Raw genomic sequence first — 14,323 nt, forward strand, 5'->3', positions numbered from 1 at the left:
CGCGACTGCAACGCCGTTTTGGCTGGAAGGAGAAGACCATGTCCGAGTATCACGATCCGTCGAATGTAATCAATCCGGAACACGCCGATCATCACATCATCACGCCGGTGACCTATGGAATTGTTTTTGCCACCTTGCTGGTCTTTACCGGGATTACGGTAGGCGCGGCCTATGTCGATCTAGGGATCTTCAATCCAGTCGTCGCGCTAGCTATTGCGAGCTTTAAGGCTGTCGTCGTGATTCTGTTTTTCATGCACGTCAAGTATCAGTCCAACCTAATTAAGCTGACGGTTGCCGCTGGATTTTTTACCTTTTTGGTATTGATCACCATGACGATGAGCGACTACATCAGCCGGGCGTGGGGACTCTGGTAACGCAAGTGGTTGTTACAGGGATGCGGCCTTCGGGTCGCATTTTTTGTTGCTGTCGAAGCTGTGTAGCCACATGCTCATATACTCGAGTTATGTCCATTGCCGGATCGTCTTTGTCGCAAGAGTTGCTTAGCTGGTCAAAAAACTCCCGTGTGACGATGCGGCGAGATGGACTGCCGGACCCCAACGGCAAATGTGTTGTGTACTGGATGCAAAGGGCGCAGCGAGGCATCGATAATCATGCTGTCGATCTCGCCGCTAAAATCGCGAACCTGCTTGGCCTCCCGCTTGTAGTTTATTTTGCAGGAATCTCTAACTTTCCCCACGCGAATCTACGGCACTATGTCTTTCTCAATCAGGGGTTGCCGGATATCGAGGTTGACCTTGCGGCGCGAAATATCTCGTTTGTTATGCGCCGTGCGCCGCGTGAATCGCACGAGCAGCTGTTGTCTGATGTACATGCCGCGTTTTTGATTGGGGATGAAAATCCAATGCGCGTCCCGGAGCAGTGGCGCAAGGATTTGGCCTCGAAGATCAAGATTCCGTTCTGGACTGTCGATACGGATGTTGTCGTTCCTTCGAAGCTGATGGAAAAGGCTCAGTATGGGGCATACACAATTCGGCCGCGCTTATACCGCCTTCTGCCGGAGTATCTACACCCCTACGAAAATGTTCCTGTGGAACGCGCATGGAAACGACCTCGGGCATTTTATGCCGACTCCGTTCATGAGGACATGACGCGCGACTGGAAGGACCTCGATCGTAGCGTTCTGCCTGTTGAAGCGTGGAAGGGGGGGACTCATGCTGCGCTTCGGCGTCTCAAACTTTTTACGGGAGAGCTTCTGGAAGATTACGACACGCAGCGGAATCATCCAGAGACGGATGGAACTTCCTGCATGTCGCCTTATCTGCACTATGGACATGTCGGTCCCATCACGATTGCGCTTGCCGTAGAAGCGGCTTCGAAGGCGAACCCGAAGTTAAAGCCTGCGCGCGACAGCTACTTCAACGAACTGATTGCCTGGCGCGAACTGGCGGTCAACTTCGTGCGCTACACGCCGAGCTACGATTCGCCTGATTGCGCTGAGCACTGGGCAAAGACGACGATTGCCGAGCACGCCCGCGATGAACGAGAGCATTTGTATACGCTTCGCCAACTGGAAGATGCACATACCTATGACGACCTTTGGAATGCGGCCCAGATTCAGATGGTTCGATATGGCTGGATGCATAACTACCTGCGAATGTACTGGGCAAAGAAGATCCTGGAGTGGACGCCTGACGTCGCCACGGCGATGAAGTACTCCATCTATCTCAACGACAAGTATTTTCTCGATGGCCGTGACCCGAACGGATACGCGGGGATTGCCTGGGCGATTTTGGGGAAGTTCGATCGTGCCTGGGGAACGCGGCCTATCTTTGGCAAGATTCGATATATGTCCGGAGCGTCGACGGGAAAGAAGTTCGATTCGAAAGAGTACATGCGGCAGATGAAGGTCCTGCCACAGCAGGGGTCGCTGGCATTTTAGGAGTTCCCTAAAAGTTTTATTGTCAGACTACTCTGTCCTGTTCTCGGTTGAGACTGGTCAGCAGATGTCTTGTGCCCATCCTCGAATAAAAACCTACAACTAAGATGAGATTGTGGCGTTGCTGTAGCTAATGGTAGATTCGAGAAATAGCGGACGGTGCTTGGTCTTTCGTTGCATCGTGCGGTTGGAACTTTTTAAAGAAGCGGCCACAGAGCCCCGGTAACCCTAAGCACGGAACGTTTATGAGAGATTTCTCATCCCGTTCTGGCACTGCCTGTCGTATCTTCTCCTGCTCTAGCGTTGACTCATCCGATGTCAGCTTGCAGCATCAGTGTTAGCTGTCTTTCACGTTGCGGATCACACGCTATGGGCCTGGTTGTATCGTCACAACACGAGCGTCTCGCAGATCGCCTCTCCTCCAGGGCGAGTCGCTTCTTTTCAGCAGTCGTTTTCTTTATCGCATTGACCGTGCCTGCTATCGTCTTCGGTCAGCTGTCCTTCGCAGCGGCGGCTGAGCAGCATGAAGGCGGAGAGCTTTCGGCTAACTCCCCCTCGTCTCACACGATCGGGTCGCGTCGCTTTCTCGGTGGCCGTACTCTCGTCGGGAACACGCCCGCTGCACAAGCCATGGATGCCGCTCGTCAAAAGCATGCGGCGATGTTGGTACAGCAAGCTGCTTCGCCGCAGTTGTCGAGTTTGAGTGCGCCGTGGCAGGCAGTAGGGCCGAATCAGGTTGCCAGCATCGCCTATGGCAATGTGACTGGCCGCGTTACGGCGATTGCGATCGACCCTGCTGATCCAACAGGCAATACGGTGTATCTAGGTACGACTGGCGGCGGAGTTTGGAAGTCGATCAATGCGGCTGGACCATCGGTCAGCGTCGCCTTTGTCCCGCTAACGGATACGCTGCCGGTCTTCAGCCCGAATGCGGGAACCGCTGCGATTCCGTCGCTCAGCATCGGTGCGATCAGTATTCATTCCGGCGTGATCCTTGCCGGGACCGGGGATCCTAACGACGCCTCCGACTCTTTTTACGGAAGCGGGTTGTTGCGCTCGGCAGATAATGGGGTAACGTGGACGCTTATTCAAGAGTCGCAGGATGGCATTGCGGGCAACCACCTCTTCACTGGACTCGGCTTCGCAGGCTTTGCATGGAGTACGGCGACGCCAGGCACTGTTGTTGCAGCGGTCTCGCAGGCGGCTGAGGGTGTTCTCGTCAACGCAGCCGATGCGACGAACAGCGTCATGGGGCTCTACTATTCGACTGACGCGGGTGTGACCTGGCAGATGTCCACGATCATGGACGGCAGTCAGCCGGTACAGACGCCACAATTTCCTAGCCAACTTCTCGGTGGCAGAGCGGCGACGGCAGTTGTCTGGAACTCCGTTCGCCAACGTTTTTATGGTGCGATTCGTTATCACGGGTACTACGAGTCGGCAGATGGTGTGACCTGGACGCGGTTGACGAACCAGCCTGGGCAAGGACTCACTGCGGTGAACTGCCCAACGGATCCCACATCGTTGGGCAGCCCATCGTGCCCGATCTTCCGCGGGGCGCTTGCCGTGCAGGCCAACACAGGCGACACGTTTGCGCTGACGGTTGATCAAAACAATCTCGATCAAGGGCTGTGGCAGGATGTATGTGGTCTCTCCGGAGCAAACTGTGGCAATGGAATCATCACGTTTAGCAGACAGTTGCCGTCGGCTGCACTGGAGATTGGCAATGGGAGCACCGTCGTGCCGGAGGCAGACTACAACCTGGCGCTTGCGGCTGCGCCGTTGGGACCGGCTGGTTCGACCCAGGACACGATTCTCTATGCCGGGACGACTGATCTTTTCCGCTGCTCTCTCGCGGCGGGGTGTGTACTGCGGGACACTACCAATGCGCTGAATGGATGTGCTGCACCTGCACAGGTAGCGCCGGCTCAACATGCGATCGCCACGATGGCTACGGCCTCGCAGCCGCTGGTTTACCTTGGCAACGATGGGGGTCTCTGGCGATCGACCGATGGTGTGAACCAGCAGTCAGCTCCATGCTCCTTCGATGACGCAACGCACTTTCAGAATCTCAACGGCGGTCTTGGTTCGCTGGCGGAGGTCATCAGCTTCGCGCAGCATCCTACTGATGCCGGTACCTTGCTCGTCGGCCTTGGTGCGAATGGCACCGCAGCTACGGCGTCTTCCGGAGCGAGCTCGTGGCCGCAGCTTTCAACGGGTGAAGGCGGTACCGTTGGAATCGATCAGAAGAACCCTTCTTTGTGGTACGTATCCACTGCTTCTGGTGTGAGTATTCGTCAATGTTCCAAGGGAACGGGCTGCTCGTCTGCGGACTTTGTGGGCACACCGACGATTGGACCTGCGCAGGTTGATGGCGATAATTCAGTCATCGACGCTCCGTGGCTACTTGATCCCGCTCTCCCGTCCAATGTTCTTATTGGGACTTGCAGGGTATGGCGCGGCCCAGCGAGCGGTGGGTCTTCGTGGCCTTCCTCGAACGCCATCAGCAGCTTTCTGGCCGGGCCACAAGGCACATCTTGCGTCAGTACAAATCCGGTTCTGCGGTCCCTGGCTGCAGGCGGGGTCATAAACAATGCATCTTCTGTGCAAGACTCTGGTTCTCCGGTCCTCTATGCCGGTATGGCGGGGAAACTCGATGGAGGCGGCAGCGCTGGAGGCCATCTCTACTCCATCACTACGGCAGGCACCGCAAGTAGTGCGACAACCTGGGCTGATCTTGCAACATCACCTGTTACAAATAGCCAAGGAACCGGATTCAACCCGGGAGGCTTTGATCTCTCGGCGGTGGCGGTAGACTCCCATGACGCGAGCGGAAAGACTGTCTATGCGACAGTGATGGGGTTTGTGGGAAACGGGATCAATACAGAGCACCTCTATCGTTCCATAGATGCCGGTGCACATTGGAGCAACATTAGCAGCAACCTGCCTAACGCTCCGGCCAACAGCGTCGTCGTCGATCCGAACGATGCCAATACGCTTTACGTTGCGATGGATACTGGCGTGTACGTTACGACCGCGGTGACGACATGCACCATTGCCAATTGCTGGAGTGTTTATGGCATCGGCTTGCCGAATGCCCCTGTCGTAGAGCTTGCGGCCGCACCAGCCATGGCTACCGGTGATGGACGCACTGGTGAGTTGCGCGCTGCGACCTATGGCCGCGGGTTGTGGCAGATTCCACTCGTGACGGCAGCGATTGCAGCACAACCGACGATCAGCCTAAATCCGACTTCGCTCACGTATAGTGCACAACCTATCGGCAATGCGAGTGCGGCGCAGATTATTACAGTTACAAATATGGGACTCGCGCCGCTCACGATCAGCCAGATCGCTGTTACGGGGGATTTCACCGAGACTGCCAACTGTGTTGCGGGACCCATCGCTATAAACTCGACGTGCACGATTCAAGTAGTCTTTCTACCTACTGCGACTGGGGGGCGCAGTGGGGTTCTTACTGTCTACGGCAACGTTGCCGGCGGCCAAGCGACCGCGACACTGTCAGGTACTGGACTAGCTGCTGCGGCAATTGTTCTCGACCCTGTTGTGCTCACGTTTCCTTCAACAACTCTCAACGCAACCAGCCCGGTTCAAAACATTACTATCTCCAATACAAGTAATAGCGCGGTGGGCCTGCAGAGGGTGATCGTAAACGGGGGCGATTTCAGGATCACGGTCAATACCTGTGGTCCGAGCCTTGGGCCAGGGGTTGGGTGCACAGTTGGAATTGCCTTCACGCCTAGCGCGTCCGGCACTCGAATTGGAACTTTAGCCGTGACAGATGATGCAGGAACTCAAACGGCGTCGCTGAGCGGAGTTGGAACATCTCCTGCAACCGACGCACTCTCGCCGCTGACACTCACGTTTGGGGCACAGCAGGTAGATACTGCGAGCGCCACCCAGCAGATCACTCTATCCAATACGGGAGATCTGCCATTGACTCTCATTGCAGCACAGGTCACGAGCGGAGACTTCACAGTCGTCAACGCCTGCGGCAACTCGCTGAACCCGCACTCCACTTGCTCCATGAACGTCGCCTTCGCTCCGAAGGACGTTGGCCCTCTCAGCGGCGTGCTTTCGATATCGGACCAGTATCGAACCCAGACGGTCACGCTAAACGGGACCGGCATTGCACCGCCCGGTGTGTCACTGGCGCCTTTCTCGATGGTTGTGTTCCCTCCTACAGGTGTTGGGCTTCAGTCTGCTTCACAAACCATTACGTTAACCAACAATGTCGGCGCCCCGCTCTCGATACAAGGCATCTCGCTTACGGGAGACTTTGTGATTTTGCCGAATAGCAGCACCTGTGGAGCGACCGTTGCTCCCGATGCTGCATGCGTGTTGCAGGTCGCTTTCGCGCCGACCGTTGGTGGTCCGCGTACTGGGTCGCTTACGGTGACAGATAGCGCGGGCAATTCACCGCAGGCGCTTTCGCTTACGGGACCGGGTGTGGACTTTACGCTTACCACCAATGGGATTACCAGCGTCACTATCATGAGCGGTCAGAATGCTGTCTTTCCCTTGCTGCTCAGTTCGGCGTCCAATGTCTCCGGGACAGCAAAATTCACCTGCTCGGGAATGCCTGCTAACTCGACTTGTAATATCACGCCTTCCAATATTCCGCTCGGTAGTACGACTACTGTTTCTGTAACTGTGTTGACGGGCGTAGCCTCTGCTTCGTCCAACCGTCCTTTCATCGGTCGCTCGGGCGTTATTTTATTTGTGGCTTTGTTCCCGCTTGGTTTGCTGGTGCTTCGTCCAGCGCGCCGCTCCAGTGTGGCTGGTTTTGCTCTGCTTTGTTTACTGCTTGCAGCAAGCGGTTGTGGTGTGGGAAGGGAGATTCCTTTGACGAGTGGATCGAACCCTGGCGGGCCTTCAGGCCCACCAACGGCGGCGGGGACTTACACCGTGGTTGCGGCGGCAACGAGTGCTGGCTTGACGCGAAGTGTCAACCTCACGCTCATCGTGCAGTAGCCGTTCGAGTGTCGATGCTTGCTTCAGGCTGACTGTCCAGCGCTCACTCCAGAGGCCCATGCCCACTGAAAGTTGTAGCCTCCCAGCCATCCGGTCACATCGACGACCTCGCCGATGAAATAAAGGCCGGGCACCTTGCGGCTCTGCATTGTCTTTGCATCCAGTTCTACGGTATCCACGCCACCCACGGTGACCTCGGCCTTGGCATAGCCTTCGGTGCCGGCGGGAGTCAGAGGCCACTGATGGAGATGCTGTTCCATCTTCGCTAAGGATGCGTTTGTCCAGTCGACTGGATCGTGGAGCACAACCCATCGCTCTGCCATGCGAGACGGCAAGACGGCGCGTATCGCGTTCGCTGCTGCGGAGGCATCTCTTCGTGCATTTCTCGCCAGCAATGGGGCAAGGACGTTCAGATCGGGCGCGAGGTCTATGGTTATGGCCTCGCCCGGCTGCCAGTACGACGATGTCTGCAGGATTGCTGGCCCGCTCAGCCCCCGATGTGTGATCAACATCTTTTCACGGAAGCTTCCTTCTCGTGGCCGTGCTCTCGCTTGAGCCACCACCTCGGCTGATAAACCAGCCAGGTCGCACCACTGCTCGCGATCCTCGGCGCTGAAGACGAGGGGGACTAAGCCCGGTCTGCACGCAACGATGCGCAGGCCAAACTGCTCGGCCAGTGTGTAGCCGAGTGTGGTTGCGCCCATCTTCGGGATGGAGAGGCCTCCGGTGGCGATGACCACCGACTCGGAGTGAAACGCTGACTCCGAGGTACGAACTTCGAGATAATCGTTGCGCTCGACGGAGATGGCTTTGGCTCCGAGGATGATGCGGATACCGGCCTCTGCGCACTCGCGCTCGAGCATGGTGACGATATCATGGGCGGAGCGGTCGCAGAAGAGTTGTCCCAGCGTCTTCTCGTGGTAGCGGATGCCGTGTCGTTCGACCATGGCGATCATGTCGGACGGTGTGAAGCGCGCCAAAGCGGACTTCGCGAAGTGGAGATTTTCTGAAAGAAAATTTTCTGGGCGGCAGTGGATGTTGGTGAAGTTGCAGCGGCCTCCGCCTGAGATCAGGATTTTTTTCCCGACGCGTTCGGCGTGATCGAGCAGGACCACCCGGCGTCCGCGCTTGCCAGCTTCGATGGCGCACATCATTCCCGCCGCGCCGGCGCCGAGTACTACGACATCAACCTTCTGCACGTGCGGTTTTGTGGTCATTCTCTATCGGAGATTCTGTGGCTCGCGTGATTTTAGATTCGTCAACGTGTGGAGGCAGCGTGACCTTCTTCGGACTTGCGATTTGAATTTGGTCGCTTGCGTTTTTTGTTACCCCACCCGGGTGATGAGGCATTTGAGGTAGCTGGTCTCGGGGAGGGTGAGGATGGCGGGGTGGTCGGGGGGGGCGCCCCGGGTCTCGAGGAGCTGCACTCGGCGGCCTGCATCGGAGGCGGCTGAGGAGACGACCTCAGTGAACTCCTGCAGAGGGACGTGGTGGGAGCAGGAGCAGGTGATGAGGGTTCCGCCGGGGCGGAGCATCTTGATGGCGCGGAGGTTGAGCTCCTTGTAGCCGCGCATGGCGCCTTCGGCGGCGCGCTTGGACTTGGCGAAGGCGGGTGGGTCGAGGACGATGGTGTCGTATTGCTGGCCGGTGGACTCGTACTCGCGGAGGAGCTCGAAGGCGTCGGCTTCGAGCCACTCGATCTGGGCTTGAAGGTCGGGGTTGAGCTCTCGGTTGCGGTCGGCTACTTCGAGGGCGCTGAGGCTGGCGTCGACTCCGGTGACCTGACGGCAGTTCTGGGCCATGTGGAGGGCGAATCCGCCTTGATAAGTGCAGATGTCGAGCGCGGAGCCGGTTGCGTAGCGGGCTGCGGCGGCGTAGTTGAGGCGCTGGTCGAGGAAGGCTCCCGTCTTCTGGCCAGAGCCTGCGTCGAAGTGAAAACGAAGGCCGTTGATGGTGAAGATGGTGGTGAGTTGTGGTGTTTCGGTGGTGTCCTGATGGTGTGGGGGGTGGAGGGGACCGGGTGCGGGGTGGGCGAGTTGTTCGAGTTCGCGGATCTTTGGGTCGGGGCGCTCCCAGAGGGTGATACCCCCGGTGTCGGGGTGTATGTTGGGGCGGAGGCGGTCGCGCAGGACTTCGGTGAGGAGGTTGCGGACGTCGTCCTGTGCGGTCCCCTGGGTGAGGAGTTGGAGGATGACGAGGTCGTTGTAGCGGTCGGCGACGATGCCGGGGAGGTTGTCGGCCTCGGAGAAGATGAGGCGGCAGGCGTCGTCTTCCATGGACTCGGGGGCTACTTCGTCGCGGAGGGCGAGGGCGGCGAGGACTCGCTCGCGGAGCTGCTCGAGGTAGGCGGTTCGGGGGAGTGCGGCTTCGTTCGAGACGATTCTTACTGCGATCTGCGACGCGGCGCTGTAGAGGCCGGTGCCGAGGGGGATGCCGCGGCTGTCCATGACGGTGATGAGTGCTCCGGGCTGGATCTCGGTGGCGCCGATTGGGGGGACGAGGGATTCGATGTCTGACCGGTAGACCCAGAGGTGTCCGGCCCGGAGGCGGTCTGCGGCGCGGCGGGTGATGGCTGCGGCTGGTCCGTGCGGCTGGGCCGCGACGACTCGCGGGGCCCGATCTTCCACTTTTCTAAGCATCTTTCCATGGTCGCATAGCGTTTCTGCCGGCTGGACCCCTCCCCCCTCCCCCTAAGGGGTATCTTGGACGGAAGTTGTTTTGTTTGAAGTGCTTGGCGGGAGCCGGTGTCTGTACGATATTGATTCTAAGTTATTTGTGCACAAAATATTTCAAATGAAGGAGTTACGGGTTTCTTACGACAGGGCCCCTCGCGCAGCTGGGGCCGTTTGTTCTCTGTTTTAAGTATAGCGGTTGGAGCATAACTGATACGCCACGCGAATGTGCTGGATTGAAGCGGTGTTTTGCGATTTGGGGCTTGACAGGTTTGTTGGTTGAGGTTTGAGTTGGTCGTCTCAGGGTTGTATTGCGGCGAAGAGTGGGAGAGCGGTTCGCGCTCTGCGCGAATGCCCACATCTCAAATTCGAGATATGGGCACCCGGCCGTTCCGAGATCAATATCATTCCTTCGAGCGGAACAGAAATTTCCTAGGCCCTGGAACAATCCGGGGTCAAACTGTCGTTAGAGGAGTGGAGGGCCTTGAGCTTTGGAACAGTTTGATGAGCAGGAATTCATCCAATCCCACTTAGCGACCGGCGAAGAGCTGGCGCCTGAACGTTTCCCCCAACTATCGACCTTGTCGTCTGCGTTCTTCTACAACTTCGTCCCCGTGGCGAGAGAGCCGGAGTTGCCAGAAGTCGTCTTTGTCCCGACATCGGAGGACACTCGTCTCGAAACCATCGGAGCCATGGCGAGCTGGAATTTCCTGTGGGAGGCTGCTCAGTATCGCAAGGAGACCTTCGAAAACATCCGCCGAGCCGACGAAAATCCAGAACTGGCTCGTTGGATCAACGCGTTGCCGAATACCAACGCCTATCTCATCCCAGACACTCCAAGCAAGTACGACGCCTACGCCCCACTCTTCCACTTGTTGCCCAAAAAGATCGTGGACCGGTTCGGGCTGCCGTCCGTCAAGCGACCACTCTGGCCTGGTCATGCGGCTTGGTGGAATGAGAAGTTGATGCCTTCCGACTTCGAGCATCGCCTGAGCAAGGCGTTCGCCGCGCACATCTGGAGTCACGTCGACTCAGGTTCCAGTCTGCAAGCTTTCAGCGCGACCGAACCCTTGAAACTGCTCTCCCACAGTCTGGATTTCTGGCTCCCCTACGTGCTGATAGTCCTAGAAGACCTCATGCGGGACTTCGAGCGGTGTGAGCCGGAAAACGACCGCCAAAAGATGCTCCTCGCAAAGGCTCGGAAGGAAGACTTCGAAGAAGTCACCATCGACCGTCCCCGGAGGGGAGGAACCTTATGGATTGGCGAAGAAGAAGCCTGCGATGTCACGGACCTCGTGGTGGAGGCGGCAGACCGGCAAGGACAGCTGCGGCAGTTGATTGATGCTGTGCGATCGAACCGGGTAGCGGATGATTTCTCGCCGATCTGGTCTTATGCCCGTGAGGACTTTGAGCGGAAGCTCTATTCCAAGCGGTCGAAGGTCAGAGTGTCCTTCGTCGAATTGACGGACACACTGCCGGTGTACAGTGCCCGAAGCGAGTACACCGACAGCCTCCTGTGGCAGGACTTCACCTCTTTGCTCGATGCGAAAGAGCGTCACATCGTGGTGGCACTTCGGAGCGGTTCAACCAAACTGGCAGATATTGCCTCCACGCTTGGGTACGCTAACCACAGCCCGGTCTCGAAAGCACTCGACCGAATCCGCAGAAAGGCTTCTGCCTTTCTCAGCCTGAACTGAGCTGGCTCTTACGGCTCGAGCTTTCCGCCCGATGCCATGTCGCCGAGGCCCAGTTGGGCACGAAACCGTGCTCGCGGCGAACGATGGAGTCGATGTCGCTTTGTTCAAACTCAATCAGTTTGCGTTGGAGATTCTTCGTCCCCAGCCTTCCATGCTGCCGTCCATAACGCTGCCTGAACGCTCCCACAGCGCGGGGCTTGTCACGAATGTCTCAGGTCCACAATCTGAGGAGTGTCCCGGTACACTCCTCCCTCTGATGAACGGGCTACTCGGTGCGGAGGGCTTGCATGGGTTCTATGGAGGCGGCTCGTCGGGCGGGGAGGACTGCGGCTAGAGTGACCATCACTATGGCTAGAGCTACTGCTCCGATCAGCGTTATGGGGTCGGCGGTGGTGACGCCGTAGAGCTGGCTGCGGAAGAGTCTTGCGAGTAAGACGATGGAGGGGAGGGCTACGACGATGGCGATGGCGGCGATGATCGACATCTCGCGGAGTACGAGCATGACGACTCCGCTGCGCTGCGATCCCAGGGCGAGTCGTACGCCGATCTCGCGGGTGCGCTGTTCGGTGGAGTAGGCGAGCACGCCGTAGAGTCCAACTGCTGCGAGCAGGATTGCTAGTGCAGAGAAGCCGACGGCGAGAAGAGCCAGGGCGCGTTCGTCGGCGGTGATGCGATCGACCTGATCGTCCATGGTTCGCATGCCGTCGACGACGAGGGTGGGATCCATTCCGTGGATGGCCTGGCGGATTGCTGATTCGACCGCTGCGGGAGACTGGCTGGTGCGTGCGTAGATCTTAACTCCGGATAGATGCGGCGTTTGCGGATAGGGACGATAGACCGCCATTCCCATGTCGGTGCGCAGATTCTGGTGTTTGATGTCGCCTACAACTCCGACGATGGTTGTGTCGGGTAGCGCTGGAGTCTCGGAGCGATCGGAGCTCTCGGAGATCAGGTGGCCGAGGGCATTCTGGGCCGAGCCGAAGAATCGCTTGGCGAAGGTCAGGTTGACGACGGCTACCTTTGGAGCATCGTGCGAGTCCGCGACGGTGAATTCTCTCCCGACAAGCAGAGGCTGCTTCAGTGTGGCGAAGTAACCGGCTGTGACCCAGGGAGCCTCGAAGTCTGTCTTTTCGTCTTCGGTGGTCTTATGGCCTTCGATGGCGAAGCCGCTAAAGTGGGAGTCTCCGGCGAGTTCTGCATCGTTGGTGGCTGCGACGGAGAGGACGCCGGGGATGCGCTGTACGGCATCGAGCGCGCTGGTTACGGTGGGGACCATGCGATCCGATCCGTAGCCGGAGTCTGAGGGATCGAAGCTGAAGGTGGCGAGATGGCTGGTGTCGAAGCCTACCTGCTGGTGGTGAAGATTGCTGAGCGTCCGGACGAAGAGACCTGCGCCGTCGAGCAGCATTACGCTGAGCGCGATCTGCACGCCGACTGCGACCTTGCGGAATCTCTGCGAGCTTTTGGATGCGGTTCCGGTGCTTTGACGGAGCGCGTTGGCGAGGTCAGGACGGAGGAAGTGGAGCACGGGCGCCATGCTGAAGAGCAGGCTTGCGACCAGAGCTACGCCCAGCGTGAACAGGAGCACGCGGGCGTCGATGGCGCTGGAGTACGGCTCCTCGCCGGGATTGGCGCTGGTGAGAAGACGTACCAGAGTGTTGGTCACAAGCGGAGCCATGAGCAGGCCGGCTGCTGCGCCGACTAGTCCGAGGAGTCCGCCTTCGAGCAGGAGTTGCGAGACGATCCGGCTCTGCTTCGCGCCGAGGGCGTAGCGCATGGACATCTCGCGGGCTCGGCTGGAGGCTTTGAGGAGCAGAAGGGTTGCGACGTTGATGGCGCACATCGCGACTAACAGACCGGCCATGCTCATCAGGATGATCAGCGGCGTCTTCAGCTCCATGCGGTCGGGGGCGAAGCCGGTTGAGTCGTCGAGGACTTTGAGGGTTGAGTCATCGAGGTAGCGCTTTTTGAAGTGGTCTGTTCTGTTCTTGTAGAGCGTGAGCTCGTACGCGCGCAGCGAGTGCCACAAAGGCTCGAGCGATGCCTGGGCCTGAATGGGAGAGACTCCCGGCTTGAGGCGAGCGACGAGGGTGAGCCAGAGGGACTGATGGTTGTTCAGGTTGTCATGGGAGGCGGTTCCGGGCAGGACCGTTTCGACCATGCTGATCGGCATGAAGGCGCCGGGCTTGTAGCCTCCGATGGCTGACTGGAAGTTGGCTGGAGCGACGCCGAGGATGGTGAAGGGGTGTCCTTCGATGAGAACGGTCTGCCCGACTACTTCGGGGGAGGCGGCGAAGCGGGTCTTCCAGTAGTCGTAGCTGAGAACGACGACAGGATTGGCGTTCTTCGCGGTGTCGTCCTGAGCGTTCATGAGGCGCCCGAAGGCAGGCTTGAGGCCGAGCAGGTCAAAGTAGTTTCCGCTGACGAGTTCGACATCTTCGTCCTCGGCTTGATTGTGCCAGGAGATGCCGCTGCCAGCTCTGATCGCGGCAATCATCCCGGAGAAGACTTGATTCTGATCGCGGAGATCTTTGTACATGGGGTAGGAGAAGTAGTTGTTGAGATCGCCCCCGAAGCTGCTGGCCGAACCGGAGAAGCCGCCGGACCACTCGAAGCGGACGAGCTCTTTGGGATGCTGGACGGGCAGCATGCGGAGAAGGGCCTGGTCGAAGAGGGTGAAGACGGCTGCGTTGGCGCCGATGCCCAGGGCCAGGGTGAGCACGACGGTCAGGGCAAAGCCTGGCGACTTGCGGAGCTGGCGGATGGCGAAGCGCAGGTTCTGGAGCAGGGTCTGCATAAAAAGGGGTCCTCCGGGCGGACAGCGGCCTATGAGAGAGGATGGCACGTCTCCCGCCAAACGGATTGTGCTGCAAGTGATTTATTTTGTGCGGATAAGGGCGGGGATGCGGTGGTGGTGGGAGTGGAATTTGTCCGGAAACGGACTGCTTCGTTCGCAAGTGAACAGTGCGATGGGGCGGATCAAGGGGATCGAAGCAGCGGCGGAGGTCGACGGTTGAGGAGCGTTGGTTTGAGGATCGTCGTGTGGGGATGGTTGCTTGTCTTGT

8 protein-coding genes are annotated in these 14,323 nt (G+C 58.5%); 5 read left to right on the top strand and 3 right to left on the bottom strand.

Going from position 1 to position 14,323, the window contains the following annotated elements; all coding sequences use genetic code 11:
• The first annotated feature begins 38 nt into the window (after positions 1-38).
• From RBB75_RS08215 to RBB75_RS08225, 3 genes are all read left to right on the top strand, one after another.
• Entirely contained in the window at positions 39-374 is a 336-nt protein-coding gene (locus RBB75_RS08215; RefSeq protein WP_179640344.1) for a cytochrome C oxidase subunit IV family protein, read from the top strand.
• A gap of 89 nt (positions 375-463) precedes the next feature.
• Positions 464-1,900, top strand: a complete 1,437-nt coding sequence (locus RBB75_RS08220; protein ID WP_179640345.1) for a deoxyribodipyrimidine photo-lyase — start codon at positions 464-466, stop codon at positions 1,898-1,900.
• A 366-nt stretch (positions 1,901-2,266) separates the two neighbouring features.
• Positions 2,267-6,889 carry a choice-of-anchor D domain-containing protein gene (locus tag RBB75_RS08225; protein ID WP_353070140.1) on the top strand — a complete coding sequence of 1,541 codons (4,623 nt, stop codon included), beginning with the start codon at positions 2,267-2,269 and terminating at the stop codon, positions 6,887-6,889.
• Between the two features lie 23 nt (positions 6,890-6,912).
• Here the strand turns inward: RBB75_RS08225 and RBB75_RS08230 are convergent, their stop codons facing one another.
• Together RBB75_RS08230 and RBB75_RS08235 are read right to left on the bottom strand one after the other, a co-directional pair.
• Positions 6,913-8,106: an NAD(P)/FAD-dependent oxidoreductase gene (locus RBB75_RS08230; protein WP_179640347.1), complete on the bottom strand. Its 1,194-nt coding sequence runs from the start codon at positions 8,104-8,106 to the stop codon at positions 6,913-6,915.
• 108 nt (positions 8,107-8,214) lie between these two features.
• Positions 8,215-9,528, bottom strand: a complete 1,314-nt coding sequence (locus RBB75_RS08235; RefSeq protein WP_353070141.1) for a class I SAM-dependent rRNA methyltransferase — start codon at positions 9,526-9,528, stop codon at positions 8,215-8,217.
• Positions 9,529-10,052: 524 nt separating this feature from the next.
• Between RBB75_RS08235 and RBB75_RS08240 the strand changes: the two genes are divergently transcribed.
• Entirely contained in the window at positions 10,053-11,258 is a 1,206-nt protein-coding gene (locus RBB75_RS08240) for a hypothetical protein (protein WP_353070142.1), read from the top strand.
• Between the two features lie 265 nt (positions 11,259-11,523).
• Here RBB75_RS08240 and RBB75_RS08245 read toward each other — a convergent pair whose 3' ends face one another.
• Positions 11,524-14,055 carry an ABC transporter permease gene (locus RBB75_RS08245; RefSeq protein ID WP_353070143.1) on the bottom strand — a complete coding sequence of 844 codons (2,532 nt, stop codon included), beginning with the start codon at positions 14,053-14,055 and terminating at the stop codon, positions 11,524-11,526.
• A gap of 31 nt (positions 14,056-14,086) precedes the next feature.
• Between RBB75_RS08245 and RBB75_RS08250 the strand changes: the two genes are divergently transcribed.
• Positions 14,087-14,275: a hypothetical protein gene (locus RBB75_RS08250; protein ID WP_353070144.1), complete on the top strand. Its 189-nt coding sequence runs from the start codon at positions 14,087-14,089 to the stop codon at positions 14,273-14,275.
• Positions 14,276-14,323: the final 48 nt, after the last annotated feature.

This window comes from Tunturibacter empetritectus, assembly GCF_040358985.1.
In the GTDB taxonomy this organism is placed as follows: domain Bacteria; phylum Acidobacteriota; class Terriglobia; order Terriglobales; family Acidobacteriaceae; genus Edaphobacter; species Edaphobacter empetritectus.

Bases quoted from the DNA above. Each gene is read 5' to 3' on its own strand.
- RBB75_RS08250 (WP_353070144.1), top strand. From the start codon at position 14,087: ATGAGAGAGGATGGCACGTCTCCCGCCAAACGGATTGTGCTGCAAGTG.
- RBB75_RS08215 (WP_179640344.1), top strand. From the start codon at position 39: ATGTCCGAGTATCACGATCCGTCGAATGTAATCAATCCGGAACACGCC.
- RBB75_RS08245 (WP_353070143.1), bottom strand. From the start codon at position 14,055: ATGCAGACCCTGCTCCAGAACCTGCGCTTCGCCATCCGCCAGCTCCGC.
- RBB75_RS08230 (WP_179640347.1), bottom strand. From the start codon at position 8,106: ATGACCACAAAACCGCACGTGCAGAAGGTTGATGTCGTAGTACTCGGC.
- RBB75_RS08220 (WP_179640345.1), top strand. From the start codon at position 464: ATGTCCATTGCCGGATCGTCTTTGTCGCAAGAGTTGCTTAGCTGGTCA.
- RBB75_RS08235 (WP_353070141.1), bottom strand. From the start codon at position 9,528: ATGCTTAGAAAAGTGGAAGATCGGGCCCCGCGAGTCGTCGCGGCCCAG.
- RBB75_RS08225 (WP_353070140.1), top strand. From the start codon at position 2,267: ATGGGCCTGGTTGTATCGTCACAACACGAGCGTCTCGCAGATCGCCTC.